The organism is Bombiscardovia coagulans (assembly GCF_002259585.1).
In the GTDB taxonomy this organism is placed as follows: Bacteria; Actinomycetota; Actinomycetes; order Actinomycetales; family Bifidobacteriaceae; genus Bombiscardovia; species Bombiscardovia coagulans.
In genome coordinates, this window is the sequence record NZ_MWWS01000009.1 from 18,016 (window position 1) to 33,806 (window position 15,791).

At 47.5% G+C, this 15,791-nt stretch carries 17 protein-coding genes; 3 read left to right on the top strand and 14 right to left on the bottom strand.

The genetic code is table 11. The features are described from left to right. Nucleotides 1-212: 212 nt before the first annotated feature. Both BOCO_RS06640 and BOCO_RS06645 read right to left on the bottom strand, forming a co-directional pair. Nucleotides 213-1,850 (bottom strand): peptide ABC transporter substrate-binding protein, encoded by a 1,638-nt coding sequence (locus BOCO_RS06640; protein ID WP_169711902.1) that lies wholly within the window; start codon nt 1,848-1,850, stop codon nt 213-215. A gap of 229 nt (nt 1,851-2,079) precedes the next feature. After that, nucleotides 2,080-3,060, bottom strand: a complete 981-nt coding sequence (locus BOCO_RS06645) for a tyrosine recombinase XerC (RefSeq protein WP_275542072.1) — start codon at nt 3,058-3,060, stop codon at nt 2,080-2,082. A 102-nt stretch (nt 3,061-3,162) separates the two neighbouring features. Between BOCO_RS06645 and BOCO_RS06650 the strand changes: the two genes are divergently transcribed. Continuing rightward, on the top strand, nt 3,163-3,438 hold the full coding sequence (locus BOCO_RS06650; RefSeq protein ID WP_094723480.1) for a DUF6725 family protein: 276 nt from the start codon (nt 3,163-3,165) through the stop codon (nt 3,436-3,438). Here BOCO_RS06650 and BOCO_RS06655 read toward each other — a convergent pair. The 12 genes from BOCO_RS06655 to msrB form a co-directional block, all read right to left on the bottom strand. Beyond that, nucleotides 3,411-4,499: a prephenate dehydrogenase gene (locus tag BOCO_RS06655; protein ID WP_094723482.1), complete on the bottom strand. Its 1,089-nt coding sequence runs from the start codon at nt 4,497-4,499 to the stop codon at nt 3,411-3,413. The genes BOCO_RS06650 and BOCO_RS06655 overlap by 28 nt on opposite strands. Beyond that, nucleotides 4,493-5,503, bottom strand: coding sequence for a prephenate dehydratase (locus tag BOCO_RS06660; protein WP_094723484.1), 1,011 nt, complete (start codon nt 5,501-5,503; stop codon nt 4,493-4,495). Before BOCO_RS06660 ends, BOCO_RS06655 begins: the two co-directional genes overlap by 7 nt. A 65-nt stretch (nt 5,504-5,568) precedes the next feature. After that, complete coding sequence (locus BOCO_RS06665) at nt 5,569-5,976, bottom strand: alcohol dehydrogenase (protein ID WP_148140078.1); 408 nt, start codon at nt 5,974-5,976, stop codon at nt 5,569-5,571. A 163-nt stretch (nt 5,977-6,139) separates the two neighbouring features. Beyond that, nucleotides 6,140-8,065, bottom strand: a complete 1,926-nt coding sequence (gene typA, locus BOCO_RS06670) for a translational GTPase TypA (RefSeq protein WP_094723488.1) — start codon at nt 8,063-8,065, stop codon at nt 6,140-6,142. A 138-nt stretch (nt 8,066-8,203) separates the two neighbouring features. After that, on the bottom strand, nt 8,204-8,761 hold the full coding sequence (gene scpB, locus BOCO_RS06675; protein ID WP_244568791.1) for an SMC-Scp complex subunit ScpB: 558 nt from the start codon (nt 8,759-8,761) through the stop codon (nt 8,204-8,206). Between the two features lie 83 nt (nt 8,762-8,844). Continuing rightward, entirely contained in the window at nt 8,845-9,645 is an 801-nt protein-coding gene (locus BOCO_RS06680; RefSeq protein WP_244568779.1) for a segregation and condensation protein A, read from the bottom strand. Between the two features lie 2 nt (nt 9,646-9,647). Further along, a complete protein-coding gene (locus BOCO_RS06685; RefSeq protein ID WP_094723491.1) occupies nt 9,648-10,487 on the bottom strand; it encodes a ParA family protein in 840 nt (279 codons plus the stop codon). A gap of 132 nt (nt 10,488-10,619) precedes the next feature. Next, a complete protein-coding gene (gene xerD, locus BOCO_RS06690) occupies nt 10,620-11,546 on the bottom strand; it encodes a site-specific tyrosine recombinase XerD (protein WP_094723493.1) in 927 nt (308 codons plus the stop codon). 153 nt (nt 11,547-11,699) lie between these two features. Beyond that, complete coding sequence (rplT, locus tag BOCO_RS06695; RefSeq protein ID WP_094723496.1) at nt 11,700-12,083, bottom strand: 50S ribosomal protein L20; 384 nt, start codon at nt 12,081-12,083, stop codon at nt 11,700-11,702. A gap of 65 nt (nt 12,084-12,148) precedes the next feature. Further along, on the bottom strand, nt 12,149-12,343 hold the full coding sequence (gene rpmI / locus BOCO_RS06700) for a 50S ribosomal protein L35 (RefSeq protein WP_094723498.1): 195 nt from the start codon (nt 12,341-12,343) through the stop codon (nt 12,149-12,151). Next, on the bottom strand, nt 12,324-13,091 hold the full coding sequence (gene infC, locus BOCO_RS06705) for a translation initiation factor IF-3 (RefSeq protein WP_094723500.1): 768 nt from the start codon (nt 13,089-13,091) through the stop codon (nt 12,324-12,326). The genes rpmI and infC overlap by 20 nt, the downstream gene beginning before the upstream one ends. Nucleotides 13,092-13,294: 203 nt before the next feature. Next, a complete protein-coding gene (msrB, locus tag BOCO_RS06710; protein WP_094723502.1) occupies nt 13,295-14,272 on the bottom strand; it encodes a peptide-methionine (R)-S-oxide reductase MsrB in 978 nt (325 codons plus the stop codon). Nucleotides 14,273-14,448: 176 nt separating this feature from the next. On the opposite strand from msrB, the gene BOCO_RS06715 reads away from it, so the two are divergent. Further along, entirely contained in the window at nt 14,449-15,207 is a 759-nt protein-coding gene (locus tag BOCO_RS06715; protein WP_094723504.1) for a thiamine diphosphokinase, read from the top strand. 82 nt (nt 15,208-15,289) lie between these two features. Then, a complete protein-coding gene (locus tag BOCO_RS06720; RefSeq protein WP_094723684.1) occupies nt 15,290-15,682 on the top strand; it encodes an arsenate reductase family protein in 393 nt (130 codons plus the stop codon). Nucleotides 15,683-15,791: the final 109 nt, after the last annotated feature.

Below are 15,791 nucleotides of genomic sequence, written 5' to 3' on the forward strand. Positions count from 1 at the left end.
TAATGAGGGTCGGTACAGCGAGCAAACCTCGGGAGTCTAATCAGGAGACAATTTTCACCAATATGTTACATGTACGTTACTGAATACTGTGATGGGGTCCAGACACTACTACCGAAAGTGGGGTTGTCTCCCAAACAAAGACAACCCCACCTGTTACCAGGCCGATTACCGAGCACTCAGATCATTTACCTGCTGGTAAGGCCTTGTTACATCTACTTCTTAGTTGAAGAAGCCATCCAATACACAGGATAATTCTGCCAACTCATTGTGAAATCCTTAGTCTGCTGAGACGCAACGCCAGTTCTATTGAGATAGTAGAGCGGAATTCCTGGCAGATCTCTCAACAGGATACCTTGCGCTTTGGCGTACAATTTATTAGCTTCTGAATCAGTCGATGCTCGAGCAGATTGCTTAATGACTTCATCGAATTCTGGGTTCTTATAGTCCGTGTCATTTGCTCCCTTGCCGTCAGCAGCGTCCGAGGCATAGATAGGCTTAAGATAATTTTCAACAGAGGGATAATCAGGAGTCCATCCGGCATGGAAGGCACCTGTCATCTTACGAGCAGTGATGTTTTCACGGTATTCCTGGAAGGTTGGAACAGGCACGTCTTCAGCCTTGAGTCCAAGGTTAGTTTGAACCATATTGGCAATAGCTTTGTAGACTGACTTAAAACTACTCTCATCGGCATTGTAAGAAAAGGTCAGCTTGGCATCCGCAGGCATAGGTGCAATTTTATTGGCTTCTTCCCAAAGTTCCTTTGCTTTCTTCGGATTGTATTTGATATTATCAGCGTTCTCCAAATCTGTAGTGTACCCAGGAATAGTCGGTGCTGAATAAGCAGCAGCAGGAGAAGCGGTTCCATTGAGCACTTTCTTGCAGATAGCTTCACGGTCAATAGACATAGAAATGGCTTGACGGCGGAGAATACCTTCCTTATCTTCTTTAAAATGATCGAGTTGTGAGGGGATTGAAACAGCAGCAATACTTGAACCAGGTTTGTTGAACGCCTGAACATTTGAGTCACTGGTAAATGTTTTGCTTGCTGACGCTGGAACATTTTCCATCACGTCCAAATTACCTGCCTGAATATCCGCATATGCAGCGTCAGAAGAGGTATACATCCGGAAGGTTATTCCGCCATTTCTGGGCTTAAATTGACCCTTGTAGTCTGGGTTTTTGACTAACTGGATTGACTTATTGTGCTCCCAAGACTTGAACTTATATGGGCCATTGCCAATAGGGTGCTCACCAAACGCCTTGGGGTCCTTATAGAAGACCTCTGGAAGTGGAGAAAAGGCATCGTATCCAACCTTAACAGGGAATACTGAATCCGCTTGCGACAAATCAACAATGAACGTATGGTCATCAACCACCTTGAGCCCCTCTAATTGAGCATCAGGTGCAACATGAGGATCTTGCAGTGCGTCGTACCCTTTAATCATTGAAAAGAAACTTGCGTTCTTCTGCGCATTTGCTAGATTGGCAGTGTAGCTCCAGGCTTTTGTAAAAGTTGATGCTGTTACCTCAGTACCATCGGTAAACTTCCACCCACTTTTGATTTTAATAGTGTACTGGGTTCGGTCAGCATTTGATGTGATAGAGTCAGCTACCTCATTAACAGACTTACCATCTGGTGTAACACCTACTAACTTAGAAAACATCATAGAACCGGGTCTACCGCCGCCTCGTTCAATCGTGTCACCTGGAATCAAAGAATTTTGCGGCTCTGTATTAAAAGCTGTAATAATCGCATCAGAGTCTGTCTGGGCGGATGATTGTTGACCACTTGAAGAACTTCCACAAGCACCCAGAGACAGGACGACACCTAAAATAACCGCTGCTGACATTACCTTTTGCTTTGTATTCTTCAAAACGAAACTCCTCGTGTCCTCTATGCTCTTCATAACTACTTAACATCGACGCAAATCTGCCAATAAGTGAGATTCACAACCTCCTTGATAGATCCATGAATGTAAGAGTACATACTATGCACATAGCAGTGCGAAAAGAAGGAAAGTGTCCACTAAGTGGACGGTATAATGAAATAACTCATCTCATCGATTTACCTGCTACAGCTTAGGCTCTTGGAAATGATAAATCATAACGCTCTCTGAGTTGGTCAATGGACACATGAGTGTATCTCTGAGTGGTTCTCAGCGAAGAATGTCCAAGCATCTCTTGGACCTCTCGTAAGTCTGCTCCCCCATCGAGTAGATGAGTTGCCGCAGAATGGCGCAGCGCATGTGGAGAGATAGAAGGCAAATTGGCCTCTTGAGCTAATTGATGAACTACTTGTCTTACCTGTCGTTGTCCAATTCTGCGACCATGTGCTCCCAAGAAGAGTGCTCGTTCGACCTGAACACCACCTGTAGTTTGTTTCTCATGGACCAATACTGGTCGCCCTTCACTCACCCAAGCTTCCACAGCCTTCAACGCCGGCACACCAAAAGGCACCACTCGTTCTTTGGATCCCTTGCCCATAACTCTGACTGTACGGTTGTCACTATCCCAACTATCTAGATCTAAAGCAGTAAGTTCAGCCACACGTATGCCAGTTGCATACAAAAGCTCAACCATAGCTCGATTACGCAAGGCTAGGGCAGTTTTTTGAACGCAAGAATGTTTCTTTTCCACTGTACTAAGGTTTTTGTGATCTGTATCTTGTTTTTGCCGATACTCACTACTGGCAGTATCCATCAGCTGGACAGCCTGGTCTTCGCTCAAAACTTGAGGTAGGTACTCGGGAATATGTGGGGTCGCTAAGGTAGCTGCGGGATCGTGATCGATAAGGCCTCGATCATAGAGAAAGGCAAAGAACCTTCTTATAGACACACTTTTGCGCGCTAGTGTGGACCTTGAATGACTCTTACTTTCATGCGCCATCCACGAGCGCAAATCTTCGATGCGGACATGAGTCAAACTATCTACGCCACGCAGGTCCATCAGGTGAAGAAACTCATCTACATCAGCACGGTAGGCTCGTACAGTGTTGTCGCTCAAACCCATTACTCGATTCAAGTACTGGCAGAATGCCAACAACTCACTCTCAAATCTCACTTTGGTAACCTTTCCTTCGCCACCGTAAATCCTGCACCCTTGAATCGTAATTCCTCTGATGACCGTAGACCGTACCATACTAGTTAGCAGTAAAGGAGCACTATGCAATTACCTCTACATATTCCGGTTGGCGCTAGGATTGTGGTTCGAACTTTGGCAGGCGTAGACGAGACTGACCACCGTATGAAATATAACGACTATATCGGTCATGTTCACAGCTGGAACAGACATGTCCTGGTTTTAAACCGAGACCCGGCAGCAAATGGAAGCCGTCCCGCTGAAACTGTTACCATCGATGCCAAGAACATAGTGAAACTGAAACCTGTCCCAGAGCGCACGTTCCCCAAAAGTTACCAGCCTGATACTTCTAAGAATTGAGCCTGATGAGTCGTCAGAAAACGAACTATTTGCTGTCCCTTACCAGCAGATTCTAACAGCTCAGCTTGCCAGTTACCGTCACTGACATCAAGCAATCCCAATGATGCATTGTCAGCCGGCAGTTCTAGGTGTGCCTGAGCTGCTCTATAGTTCCTGTAGGGCTGGGCTGACGCGAAAAAGGCTGTTAATCTCTGACAGGCTTCATGTACATGTACTTCCGATTGATCAGCTGCCAATAACAGTTGTGCCTGTTGGCTTAGAACCAAGGATATATCATTGAGCAATTGACTAACATGTTGGGCATTTTCCTCGACCATAGCTTGAGTGCGTGCAGGATCTGTAAGGGACACACGCGTCATGTCCCTCCACGAACCGGCCGCTAATGCACCGGCAATCTGCCTATCGGATGAAGCAGACAGTAGAGCCGCAAGGGCTGTTGCCACAACATGTGGTACATGTGAAATCAGTGCTACGCTACGGTCATGTGTTTCATCATCAATACAGATGAAACGGTTTCCTAACCCTTGAGTGACTACGTCCGCCACAGTCAAAAACCTGCTCAAGTCTGTGTGGTCATCAACACAGAGGGCCCAGAGCGCATCTCGAAACAAAGATGCATCCGAACATTCAAATCCGGACAGTTCATTGCCAGTCATTGGATGGCCTCCAATATACTGACGTGCAAGACCCGCATCGACCACCGACTTGCGCAGTGGTTCTTTTACACTGCCCACATCTATCAGCGTTGTCGTTTCAGGTAACACTGCTCCTAAACGAGAAAGTACATGAGACATAGCCTTAAGAGGAGTCGCCAAGACCAATACATCCGGCTTACCTAGGGCTAGATTCTCGATAGTATCAACGGTGTGTATGCCAACTGAATGCGCAGCTTCATAAAGACTCTCGTCAATATCCCAGGCAACAACATAACGGCCGCGTTCAACCAATCGTCTCGCTAGAGAACCGCCAATTAGTCCCAATCCTGCGACGGCAATTTTGTGGGCGGAAGTAAGTATTGGTGTTGCTGGCCTAGCTGATAGAGATTGTGTATTATCTACCACAAAAGTTCCTTCCTTGCCCGCCCCGAAAAATTATCATCGGTGCCATGTCCTGTATCTGTCATTCCGCCCACTGGTAGCATCCACTGATCAACAGGTGGGTTAGCACGTGGTGTTCGTGGAAACACGGCTAACGTCTTAACCCATACACCCCGATCGATGACGTCTACGATAAGCCGTTTAAGTTCCGCCTCCCAAGGAGCAGCATCTACAGTCATAATAAAGCTGTATGTTCCGTCATGCCCTTTGATTGGTCGAGACATAAAAGAGGTCATATTGAGTCCAGCATCCCTAACTCGGTCAAGAAGGTTTGCTAACACACCCGCCCCTGTTTGAAGTGGTATGAACGCGATGACCGATTCAAAAGCTGGCAACCTGTTTTCACTCCGAATCCGGCTCGCACATTTTTGGACGAGCTCTTTTACCTGATCGCGTTGGGCTAGTAGTAAAAAGTCTGTATGTGCTGCCTGAAAGTCTTGCACCGCCTCTTGCAAAGTATCTAAACCATAGAGCGGGCCACAGATGGAGGGCCCCAACCCCACCTGATTGATCGCGAGATCCCTACAAGCTGCTGCATTAGAAGAGGCAGCTACTGGTCGTAACTGATGCTTGTGAATAAAGCCGCTACACTGAGCCAAACCGTGAGCGTGGGCACGAATTTCAGTCAACTCTGCGTGGTCAGGACGGACAAAAGCATCAAAAACAATATCAAGGCTCAGCTTGCAGAAGCCAGCAACTTTCCTTGCGTCTACAAGTGCATCCATATTCGGCACGACAGTGCCTTCAACATTATTCTCCCAAGCTAGCACGCCCCAGCCGTGACCCTGCTCGACGCAGTCGACGATAGTTTTCGCACGTTCTACAGCCTTTAACTCGCACTCGATACCTATAGCCTCGCTGATAATTGTTTGCCCTTGTACGGCAGCTTCCTGAGTAAAGGTGCCTTGAGGACCTAGGTAGTATAAGGTTGCCTGCTGAACCTCACTTGTATTTGTACTTCGATTCATCACAGCTCCTGCATACCGCGATTGATCTGATGCTCGCTTGCCGTATCGAATGAATGCTTAATCATTTACTTATCCAGACCTAGCCAGCGGCTTGGTAGGATTAACAAACAAACTTGCACAAGGAGTGAACCACAGAGCCAGATAATGCCAGCATGTTGATCAACAAATGTAGTAAACGCCGGACTCCACACAGGTATCAACACGTCTCCCCCAGGACCTTTACCCATCAGTAGCCAAAGTGCACTCGAAGATCCAATAATGTGTAACCCTATACCGATAGCTCCAACTACTGAGCGAGCCCAATATGCGCTTGAGGTCAGCAACAGAAAGGCGATGATAATCCCGTATGGAAACACTTGTGTTGCACCAAGACGGTGTACGAGCGTACCAGCGATACCACTGAGACCTCCCAAAAGTAGTACCCCTATATAAGCGGCATAATGACTAGTCTTGGGCTTCCTTGTTTCACTCATAGGCCTAGCATATCGCCATCCGCCAACCATAAGATCTTGGTAATTCCAGTCAGTAGTTGTTGATACGAGAACGCAAAAAACTGCCTATTTTCTCTTAGGCTGGAAAGCCATAAGGAAAACAGGCAGCTCTTGTCTATGAACTCTGACCGCTGGAATCTTACATTTACTGATTCTTTTTATTCGCTCGGCGCTGACGAGCCTTCCACTTGTACCAAGAATCACGGTCGAGAATAATCTTACGTATTCTGATTGATTCCGGAGTCACTTCCACACATTCATCTTCATTAGCAAAGTCAAGGGACTCTTCCAAGCTCATTTGAATAGGTGGGGTCAGTGTTTCCAAAACATCAGCGGTGGCAGACCGCATATTGGTCATATGCTTCTCTAGCGTGACATTGATGTCTAAATCACCAGGCTTATTGGCCACACCTACAACCTGTCCCTCGTATACCGGCGATTGAGGTCCTACGAAGAAATTGCCGCGAGCCTGCAATTTTTGCATAGCATAGGGGCTTGCTTTACCAGATCGATCAGAGACCATGGAACCATTTTGACGGGTAGAAATCTCGCCAGCCCAAGGAGCATAACCAGCAGAAATAGAAGAGGAAATACCGGTGCCCCGAGTTGCAGAAAGCAAAGCGGTACGGAAACCAATCAAACCACGAGAAGGTACCGTAAATTGCATTCTCACCCAGCCTGAACCATGATTACTCATGGAGTCCATGCGACCTTTTCGCTCAGCCATGAGCTGTGTGACTGCGCCCATATACTCTTCAGGTACATCGATGGTATCGCTCTCCATCGGCTCATTCAATTTGCCATCTATCATCTGCGTAACAACCTGCGGGCGTCCGACAGTGAGTTCGTATCCCTCACGACGCATCTGCTCGGCTAAAATAGCCAAAGCTAATTCACCACGTCCCTGAACTTCCCATGCATCGGGACGTTCTGTAGGGATAACCTTAATGGACACATTACCAATAAGCTCTCGGTCCAACCGGTCTTTGAGCATGCGTGCCGTAAGCTTGTGGTCCTTACCTTCAGTACCAACCAAAGGAGAATCATTAGTACCGAATGTCATTGAAATAGCAGGTGCATCAACGTGAATGAGAGGCAAAGGCTGTGGGTTACTAGGATCAACGATTGTTTCACCAATCATAATGTCGTCCACACCAGCGACTGCAACGATGTCTCCAGGGCCCGCTTCTTCAGCCGGTACTCGGTCCAATCCTTGTGTACGCAAAATCTCTGTCAGTTTGAAATGCTCAACCGAACCATCTACGCGAGAAAGACCATACTGGACACCCTTTTTTAGGGTTCCATTATAAATACGCACCAGACCCAGACGACCCAAATAATCAGAGGCATCAATATTTGTTACATGTGCCTGCAATGGTGCACCCTCATCGTATTGTGGAGCAGGAATGTTCTTTAAAATTGCATCGAAAAGTGGCTCTAAATTGTCATTGTCTGGCACATCACCATCAGCTGGCTGATGAACAGAAGCCTTTCCTGCCTTAGCTGCGCAGTATATAACTGGTAAATCAAGTAGGGAGTCGAGGTCCAGATCGACACCTTCCTCACTGACATCTTGAGCTAAACCGAGTAGCAAGTCAGTTGATTCAGAAACTACTTCCGAAATTCGTGCATCAGGCCTGTCTGTCTTATTAATAACTAAAATAACCGGCAGCTTTGCTTCCAAAGCTTTACGCAAGACAAAACGAGTTTGAGGCAAGGGGCCTTCTGATGCATCAACGAGCAAGACAACACCATCCACCATGGAGATACCGCGCTCAACTTCACCACCGAAATCAGCGTGCCCCGGAGTATCAACAACATTTATAGTGATACCATCAGGCTCATCCAACTCTTCTGCAACAGGACCTGTATACTTGACAGCAGTATTCTTAGCGAGAATAGTGATGCCCTTTTCGCGTTCCAAGTCGTTTGAATCCATCACCCGATCTGGCACTTCTTCACGCTCAGAGAAGACATGCGACTGCTGCAGCATGGCATTTACCAGGGTTGTTTTACCGTGATCCACATGAGCCACGATTGCTACATTACGAATATCTCCACGTACCGCCATCAAAACCTCATTCTCATAAACTGCTCAATAAGTTAGCAGATAAACCTTCATCATAATACTTGTATAAGCTGACAGTTCAGTTCCCACTACTGTCTATGGGTGTCATCGTTCCAGATGCTATCTCTCTACCCAGCGCATCTATCTCAGTATATCTTCTTGCAGGTGCTGGCTTATTTCGGTAACAGCCATATCCTCTTCCGGCAGGAAGGGAGCCAATGAAGGAAGCTGATCGACTGAATCGATACCCATTTTCTCTAAAAACAATGGGGTCGTCGTTAGCAAAGACGCCCGCGTTTCATGATCTAGGCCATCCTCCCGAATCAGCCCACGCACAAGCAGCGTGCGAATAACACCATCTGAGTTAACTCCTCGTATACCAGCCACTTGTGCGCGTGTGACTGGCTGCCGATACGCCACAATAGCCAAAGACTCAAGGGCCGCCTGACTCAGACGGCTACTTTGGGGATCAGTAATAAAACTGGCAACGATGTCCTGGTAGGCAGCATCACTGGCAAAGAGCCATCCACGAGCAGTATGCTGCAAGCAAAAGCCATGCCCTTCATTGGCGAAGTGTGTAGCTAGTTCAGATAAGCACTCCTCCACGTCCTTCGTGTCAACACGTAAAATGCGAGAAAGGTCGGCTGCCTCTTGAGGCTGATCAGCTGCCATGAGTATTGCTTCCAGACACGCACTCAATCCCCCCGGATAATCACTGACTGAAGGTAAAGACTCTTGTGGAACCTCTACCCCAGTAGAACATTGATCTTGCTCCTGAGCACTCACTCAACATCTCCTTGGCTTACCAGCAGTTCTTCCTCATCCGGTCCAGCTGACGCCCAGCGCACATACAAGGGAGCGAAAGGACCTTCTTGTTTATACTGCAAATTTCCCTGGCGGAAAAGAATCAAAACCGTAAGAAAGCGAGCTACAACTTCCAATGTTGATGACGCATCGCTGATAATCGACGTAAAGGATATGCTTTGTCCGTCTGCTCGAATTAACCGCTGTCGAACTAATTCAACTTGCTGCCGTATATCTACTAGTGGCACATGTAACTGTGCTACAGCAACCTTACTAGCTGGTGCATTGGATATAACTTGAGCAGCCATTCGTGCAAGATCTTCAGCACTCAGTGTCCACTCTAGCTGCGGTAATAAAACCTGTGCATAAGCGTCTACAGACCCCTTATGAGGGTGAGCAGCCGAGTTTGTCTCTATCTGAGCACCAAAGCGACTTCCTGCTTCTTTGAAGGCTTTGTACTGCAAGAGACGAGCGAACAGTAGGTCACGCTCGCGCAGTGCTTCCAGGGTCTGGTCATCAGCAGACGAATGTGAGTAATCTGGCAGCAAAGCAGCACTCTTGGCTTCCACCAAAACCGCAGCGACATCTAAAAAGGAACTCGCTTGATCCATATTTTGTGCAAGGTCCAGCCCTCGTACATATTCTAAAAATTCATCAGTTATTGACCCTAGAGAAATCTCAGTCAATTCCAAACGCTGATTAGCCAACATGTTCAGAAGAACGTCGAAGGGCCCCTGATAAGCGTCTATATCTACGTAGAAAGCGTTTGTAGCATTCACAGCTAAGCTACTATACCACGCGAAATCAGCTCACGAGCCACTTCACGATATTCCTTTGCTGTCTTGTGCTGAGGAGCATAAATGGTAATGGGGGCACCAGATACCGTGGCATCAGGAAGCTTTATTGAACGAGTAATGACTGAGTGGAAGACCTTATTCTGGAAGGCCTCATAAATGCGTTGTAAAACTTCATCTGAATGTAACGTACGAGTATACATGGTCACTAGCACGCCATACACCTGCAAATCTGGATTAATGCGCGTGCGAACTTTCTCAATAGATTGCATAAGCAAGGCAACACCACGAAGGGCGAAGAACTCTGCGGCAACAGGAATAATAACACCGTCTGCTGCAGCTAATGCATTGACAGTCAGCAGACCGAGTGATGGTTGACAGTCGACGATAATGAGATCGTATTCGTTAATCAGGGGTTTGAGGGTGGAAGCTAATATTTGCTCACGCCCAACTTCAGTAACTAACTGCACTTCCGCAGCCGATAAGTCAATGTTCGCAGGGATAATGTCTAAATTGTCGAAGCGGGTGTGCATTACCACTTCATGGACGTCCATTGAAGGATTGAATAGGGCCGTATAAATCGTCGATTCGACACTATTGGCGTTAATACCAAGTCCGACAGTAGCGGCACCTTGAGGGTCAAAATCAACAATCAGTACACGCCTGCCGTAGGTGCTGAGTGCACCTCCGATATTGATGGAACTTGTTGTTTTACCAACGCCACCCTTTTGATTACACATAGCTATAACTCGAGCAGGGCCGTGCTGCGTCAGTGGTTGCGGGGCAGCGAATGTCTCATATTCGCGACCTAATAAATCCGTAGGCATACACTCACTCTACCAACATCTATCTATCAGTGTTGCGCGCACTGCCGGAAACCAACATATTGCTGAACCGATAGCTACGTCACAACCTCTCGTCTCTAATATTTCCCCTACTAGTATATTTTACTGTACGCCTTACCGTGCCCGAGGATGTGCAGTTTGATACATTTCGATGAGTTTTTCAGGGCTAACATGGGTATATACCTGAGTTGTCGTGACAGATGCATGCCCTAGAAGTTCTTGCACAGTGCGCACATCTGCCCCTCCTTGTATGAGATGTGTAGCAAAGGAGTGGCGTAAGGTATGAGGATGAATTTGCCTGTTGATACCAGCGTTTTGAGCAGCAGTTTGGACGATCTGCCATATCGACTGCCGAGAGAGCCGTTTCCCCCTCATATTAAGAAAGAGAGCGCTCATCTCCGGTGCCTTCTTAGCTCGCTTTTGCAATCTCGGTCTACCCATGTTCAAGTAGGCCTCCATAGCACGACAAGCATAAGATCCAACAGGAACCAGCCTCTGCTTCGACCCCTTGCCCATAAGCCGCGAAAGGCCATTTTCTAGGTCGACATCTTCCACATTGCTACCTGAAGCTTCGGATACACGGCAGCCAGTAGCATACATAAATTCCAAAAGAGCTTTATCTCTCAAAGCTACGGGATCGTCGCTGCTCATAGGAGACACAGCAGACAACAGCTGAGAAACCTCATCGATGCTGAGCACATCGGGCAGCCGAGAAACACCTTTGGGGGGCTTCACCGCTTGGGAGACATCTTCTGTAAGGAGATTCTGTTGCACGGCGAAACGATGCAGTTCGTGAACAGCTGCCAGCCGCCGCGCCTTACTAGAAGAGGTCTCAGTAGACAGACTGGCAACGAAACCCTCAACATCTTGTTTTGACACATCTTCAAGGCATTGACGACCCTGGTGTTGGAGCCAGTTAATATACAGGGTTAAGTCAGATTGATAGGCTGCCACTGTGGCGTGAGCCAAACCACGCTCCACCCCTGTATGCACCAAGAATTGTTCGACCAATACAGTGAATTCAGTAGGCTTATCGCTCATAAACTCATTCTATAAGTATGTACAATACAAAATACTGGGAAAGATGCCACAGAGGCTACGTCATCACACTACCTGTATACACATAGGCCCCGCTTGCTGCGGGGCCTATGTGTATACCTGTCACCTATGCAGACAAAAACTACCTGCTTATTTTCAGGCAGCTACTGGTGCATTCACATCAGCAGGCAGAGCCTTCTTGGCTTCTTCGACGATTGAATTGAACGTATCGATATCATGTACAGCAAGTTCTGCCAGAGCTCTACGATCCAACTCAATACCTGCTAAGCGCAGTCCCTGGATGAAGCGGTTGTATGTAATACCCTGAGCGCGGCAAGCGGCATTAATACGCTGGATCCACAGCTTTCTGAAATCGCCCTTACGAGCCTTGCGATCACGGTAGTTGTAATTAAAGGAGTGGAAGAGCTGTTCCTTGGCCTTACGGTAAAGACGCGAACGCTGACCACGGTAGCCAGAAGCCCTCTCCAGTACGACCCTGCGCTTTTTGTGGGCGTTCACTGCCCTCTTAACTCGTGCCATTTGAATACCTCAGCTTTCTAAATTCTTGAGACTAACCAGTAGATGATGCGATAGAAGCCTTGAGCTTACTTGTTGAGCATCTTCTTTATATTCTTGGCCTGGCTCGGAGCGAGTACGGCATCACGCGAGAGTGCGCGACGCTTGCGAGCAGACTTGTGCTCAAGATTGTGGCGCATGCTGGTTCCAGCCTGCATGAGCTTACCCGTGCCAGTGACACGAACTCGCTTAGAAGCGGCTGAATTACTTTTCATCTTCGGCATTGCTGCCCTCCTTGGATGTGATCTTCTTCATGGAAGTTTTTGCTGTTTGCTTGGACTGAACCTTAGCACCCTGTTCGTCCTTCTTAGCTGCCAAGCGAGCGGCCTGACGCGCCTGACGCTCTGCTCGGGCCTGATCGCCCCTACGCCGCTGTTCAGACTGAGTATGCACCTTCTTACCCTTGGGAGCGAGTGTCATAATGATATTGCGCCCCTCCTGTTTAGGAGCGAACTCAACACTGCCTAGCTCAGTAACTTCATCTGCTAGTCGTCTGAGGAGCTCAACACCACCGACTGGACGGTACTGCTCTCGACCACGCAACATAATAGTGACTTTTACTTTGTCGCCAGCAGACAGGAAGCGCTCAACATGGCCCTTCTTAACCTCAAAGTCATGCTCGTCAATCTTTAAGCGGAAACGAATTTCCTTGATTTCAGCTGTCGTTTGATTGCGACGAGCCTGACGGGCCTTAACTTTTTCAGTGTACTTGTACTTACCATAGTCAATGAGCTTTGCCACTGGAGGCTTTGCTTGGGGAGCTACCTCAACTAAATCGAGGTTAGCTTCTTTAGCTAAGTTGAGAGCAACAGATGTCGCAATGATGCCCACCTGCTCACCTTTTGGACCGATTAGACGTACCTGGGCGGTGCGTATCTCGTCGTTAATCCGTGGTTCTTCGCTAATGATGACTCCTTCTAGTACTCCGTGTCTTAGCGAAGCTTCCGAAGGCAGACTACCATATATGAACATGGCAGAGACATAGCAGGATAAACTGCTAATGCCTGTAGGCTCCCATTCGAGTTCCTACTCTCATCAACCCGAAACCATAAGAGGCTTCCAGGTGGGAAGTTCCGCTTTCTTGATTGCTCAAGCAAGTGATACTGTACCACAAGATCTTAGACAAACACAGTTCTCACCATAAGTTGCCCCTTGTGTACATCGTTCGCGATCATTTAGTGTTCGCCTTGAGCACTCTGCTCCACCAGCTTTATGTAATCTCCATACCCTTGTTCTTCCATTGCTTCCAAAGGAATAAATGTGAGCGAAGCTGAATTGATGCAGTAGCGTAAGCCACCAGTATCAGCAGGCCCATCAGCAAACACATGGCCTAAATGCGAATCACTCAATGCTGAGCGCACTTCTGTACGAGGATGACCAAACAATTTAAAATCCTGGTGCTCGCTGAGAACAGTAGCATCTATGGGCTGCGAGAATGAAGGCCAACCACAGCCTGCATCGAATTTGTCAGCAGAGGAGAAGAGTGGCTGACCGCTGATCCGGTCTACATAGATACCAGGGCGGAAATTCGTATCATAGGCGTTCTCGAATGGTCGTTCAGTTGCTGCACGCTGAGTAACTTGAAAAGCCAAGGGATCCAAATCCCAAATTTGTTCTATAAAATGCTGACGCTTGGACACACCGGCAATCTTTTCCATCGGAATATGGCAGTACCCACCTGGATGCTTCAGAAGGTAATCTTGGTGGTCATCTTCTGCTGCATAAAAGTTACGCAACTCCTCTACTTCCACAACTGGGTTTGTACCTTCTCGGTCCGCAAGCTCGCTCAATGCCTTAGTAAATTCTGTCTCCTGCGCCCGGTTACCTGGTTGCCAATATAGACCAGAGCGATATTGACGTCCTTTATCGTTGCCCTGCTGGTCCACGGAAAAAGGATCAATAACATCTAAGAACAGTAGGACCAGTGTACGCAAGGAAACCATCTGCGGGTCATAAACCACCTCGACGCATTCCACTGCATCAGTACTACCAGAACACACCTGCTCATATGTAGGTCGTTCTACAGTTGACTGAGCATAGCCTACCTGAGTAGAACGAACACCAGAAATTGCTTGAATGTACCGTTCGATACCCCAGAAACAACCACCTGCCATATAGACTGATTCCAACTGAGTGTTTGCTTGTTCAAGCATTTCGTTCTCCTATGCAGATACCGTCTGTTATTCAGCTATCTATCTTCGTATATACACAACCTCTGCAAACTCTCACCTATTCCTCTTTCAACCCAAGAATTCTGGTGCCTGTGCTTATTGACAACTACCCTATGAGGTATGAAGATGAAGAAAGCCAAACAAGAGAAGGATAGATCATGACCGAGGCGTCGATACCAGGCGGCACTTGCCTAGTCTTTGCAGCAGGTGACTACTACCCAGAACCCACTGCACTGCCCTCCTACGATTGTTTGCTAGCCGCAGATGGAGGTGCTGATCATGCCCAACAAGCTGGTCTGGATCCAAACTTTACCGTTGGGGACTTTGATTCTATAAGCCGTAAGCCAACTAGTGATAGTACACATATCGTACTACCAGCAGAAAAGGATGACACTGATATGGTAGCCTGCCTCAAGCTGGCATGGGGTAAGGGATATCACCAATTCCATATCTATGGAGGCTTAGGGGGTCGGATAGACCACTCAATTGCCAATGTGACCACCTTATGCATGCTTGCTCAGGCAGGAGGCATTGGGTTTTTGCATGGGCAGGGAACCATGGTTACAGCCGTCAGTAATGGCTCATTGTCTTTTCCGTCTTGGAAGCCGAAAGGAAATCGTATGATTTCGGTTTTTTCAGCTACAGACACCTCTGAAGGAGTGAACGTGCTGGGACTCAAATATGAACTTAAGCATGCTCAGATGGATATGACCATGAGCCGGGGGTCTGGAATTAGCAACGAATTCCTCGATGGCCAACCTTCAGTAATCTCAGTGGACGCAGGAACCCTGTTACTGACCTACCCTATTGAAACCCCACAACCAAGATGGGAAAGCCGCCTGCCTGCTCAAAGGAGTTTGGGAGATGTTACCACTGAAACATCTTGCCACTTGAAGGTACATACATCTAAACCTTAGAATTTGAAAATGCAGAGACATTATTACGGTTTCGCTTCCCTTATAAACTAGAACAACTGCCCCTTCCTGAGAAAGTACCATGATGAACTCGGACTATACTCAACTGCCATTGTTTATGTGTTACTCCCGTTGTTCCACCTGCGCCAAGGCTCGTAAGTGGTTAGAAAATCACGACGTGCAATATACAGAACGGGATATCAAAGAAAATCGTCCAACCTATTCAGAACTCAAGGACTGGTTCGAACGTAGTGGACTACCCATCAAACGGTTTTTCAATACATCAGGGCAGTCATATAGGAAACTTGATACAGATCATCGACCTGAATCCCTAACTGTTGATGAATCACTCCATCTTTTAGCCACAGATGGAATGCTGGTGAAACGACCTATCCTTGTGGACCAAGACCAAGTGCTCGTCGGATTCCGGTTGGAGGATTGGGAACGGTACTACCACACCTATAGGCATACATCATAAACAAAGAAACACATATCCGACAGACAAATGGAAACTTTTTGTTGATCGTTTTTCTTCACGCTCACAGCCACAATGTATGTGCTGTAAGTACAGGCAGAGCACTAGAATA

What these genes read in the sequence shown, in the direction of transcription:
- BOCO_RS06640 (WP_169711902.1), bottom strand. Translation starts at nt 1,850, where the DNA reads ATGTCAGCAGCGGTTATTTTAGGTGTCGTCCTGTCTCTGGGTGCTTGT.
- BOCO_RS06650 (WP_094723480.1), top strand. Translation starts at nt 3,163, where the DNA reads ATGCAATTACCTCTACATATTCCGGTTGGCGCTAGGATTGTGGTTCGA.
- BOCO_RS06660 (WP_094723484.1), bottom strand. Translation starts at nt 5,503, where the DNA reads ATGAATCGAAGTACAAATACAAGTGAGGTTCAGCAGGCAACCTTATAC.
- BOCO_RS06665 (WP_148140078.1), bottom strand. Translation starts at nt 5,976, where the DNA reads ATGAGTGAAACAAGGAAGCCCAAGACTAGTCATTATGCCGCTTATATA.
- typA (WP_094723488.1), bottom strand. Translation starts at nt 8,065, where the DNA reads ATGGCGGTACGTGGAGATATTCGTAATGTAGCAATCGTGGCTCATGTG.
- BOCO_RS06685 (WP_094723491.1), bottom strand. Translation starts at nt 10,487, where the DNA reads ATGCCTACGGATTTATTAGGTCGCGAATATGAGACATTCGCTGCCCCG.
- xerD (WP_094723493.1), bottom strand. Translation starts at nt 11,546, where the DNA reads ATGAGCGATAAGCCTACTGAATTCACTGTATTGGTCGAACAATTCTTG.
- rplT (WP_094723496.1), bottom strand. Translation starts at nt 12,083, where the DNA reads ATGGCACGAGTTAAGAGGGCAGTGAACGCCCACAAAAAGCGCAGGGTC.
- rpmI (WP_094723498.1), bottom strand. Translation starts at nt 12,343, where the DNA reads ATGCCGAAGATGAAAAGTAATTCAGCCGCTTCTAAGCGAGTTCGTGTC.
- infC (WP_094723500.1), bottom strand. Translation starts at nt 13,091, where the DNA reads ATGTTCATATATGGTAGTCTGCCTTCGGAAGCTTCGCTAAGACACGGA.
- msrB (WP_094723502.1), bottom strand. Translation starts at nt 14,272, where the DNA reads ATGCTTGAACAAGCAAACACTCAGTTGGAATCAGTCTATATGGCAGGT.
- BOCO_RS06715 (WP_094723504.1), top strand. Translation starts at nt 14,449, where the DNA reads ATGACCGAGGCGTCGATACCAGGCGGCACTTGCCTAGTCTTTGCAGCA.
- BOCO_RS06720 (WP_094723684.1), top strand. Translation starts at nt 15,290, where the DNA reads ATGAACTCGGACTATACTCAACTGCCATTGTTTATGTGTTACTCCCGT.